Origin of the sequence: Clostridium sp. (assembly GCF_040797585.1) — a bacterium.
Taxonomy (GTDB): Bacteria; Bacillota; Clostridia; order Clostridiales; family Clostridiaceae; genus Clostridium_Z.
In genome coordinates this window covers 1-1,610 of sequence record NZ_JBFNEO010000324.1, presented here as the reverse complement: position 1 = coordinate 1,610, position 1,610 = coordinate 1, and the positions used below count along the sequence as shown (strand labels likewise).

The following is a 1,610-nucleotide window of genomic DNA, read 5'->3' as shown; positions in this document are numbered from 1 at the left end:
GGGATACAGGGTGTTTCTGTATTGCTTTGAAATATGCATCATCATAATAATTTACTCCTATTTCGTATATGAGGTTGGTGCTAAAAATCTTTAGCTAGAAGAAGAAGGTGGAGAGGTTTCTTTAAGATACCTCTTCATTTCTTTTTTTGTATATAAGTTGAATTTAAGATTTTTTCTTAATAATATATTTTTAAAATCAATTATTACAACACACATAGAGTTATTTATATAATGGATATATAAATAGTCAACCTTAATCTCTAAATATACTATAAATCATGGTGGATTTAAGCTTAGTTTAATGCGTTATGTGGTTTATCTATATATACAAACAATAAATATTAAAAAATCTAAGAGATTAAACCTAAAAACTGTTTATTAAATTATATTTATGTTAATTTAATAATTAGAAAGATTTTAATAGTATAATGTTTTTAATGGAGAGAATATAAGAGGAATACAATAGATAAAATATTTCTTTATAGAAGGTGATAAATATGAAAGAAATTTTTGATAAGATTAAAAATAGTCTTTATAAACTTAAGGATAATTTAGAAGTATTCTTTAAGGACTCAAAAAAGAGAAATACAGTTATTGTTATAGCGTTTTCTTTGGCTATAATTGTTTTTGGAGGAGTTATTTATAGCATAGTAAATTCATCAAGAGACTCTGTTATTAAAAAATTTGAAAGCACATTAAATAGCAGTAATCCTTATAAAGTGTATAAATATATGAAGGTAGAAGGTAGTGATAGGGAGCTTAATGAGGAAAATATAAAACCCTTAGTAGATTATCTAAAAGAAAACCAAAGTAGAACGGATGAACTTATATCTGTATTAAGATTTAAGGATTCATCAAAGGATCTTCTGAAGCTAAAGAAGGAAGAGAGAGTTATAGGAGATAGATATTATATAGGTATAGAAGAAGTAAGCCTTAAAGTAACTGTGAATTTAAAGGGTACTAGGGTAATGTTAAATGATAAAGAGGTTGCAATAACACAGAAGGATAATGAGGTAGTAAACATAGATAATATCATACCTGGAACTTACAATATAAAAGGCATATATGATGGAAACTATGGAGATATAGAAGATAGTATAACAGAGGCTTTAGTAAACAAAGAAAATACAAAGTCTTTAAATCTTCAAGGAGTTAATCTTACTCTAGATAGTAATTATAAGGATGCAAAGGTATTTATAAATGGAGAGGATACATCAAAAACTGTAAAGGAGTTTAGTGGAATAGGACCAATACCTTCAGATGGATCTTATAAAGTACATTTAGAAAAAGAGTTTCCATGGGGCACAGTTAAAAGCGAAGAAAAGGAGATTCAAGATTTACCTAAGATTAGTCTTCAAATAAATCCTTTAACAGAGCAATTAAGGGTAGATTTAGAAAAAGTATATAAAGAGTTCTATGATAACTTTTTTAAAGCTCTTAATGAGGGAGATAAGAGTTACATAAAAAACACCACAGAGGATATTAGGGATAGACTATACAATGAGTATTATAATAGTGGCATTATAATAAAAAATAGCTATGATTTTAAAAACCTTGAGTGGCAAAAGGATGCTATATCAATAAAAGAAGAGGATGGGAAATTTAAAACC

The 1,610-nt window shown here is 27.0% G+C and carries 1 protein-coding gene; it reads left to right on the top strand.

Annotation, left to right across the window (positions count from 1 at the left end; translation table 11 throughout):
- Nucleotides 1-497 precede the first annotated feature (497 nt).
- The coding region (locus AB2369_RS13210; RefSeq protein WP_367666934.1) for a hypothetical protein at nucleotides 498-1,610 on the top strand (1,113 nt) is incomplete at its 3' end.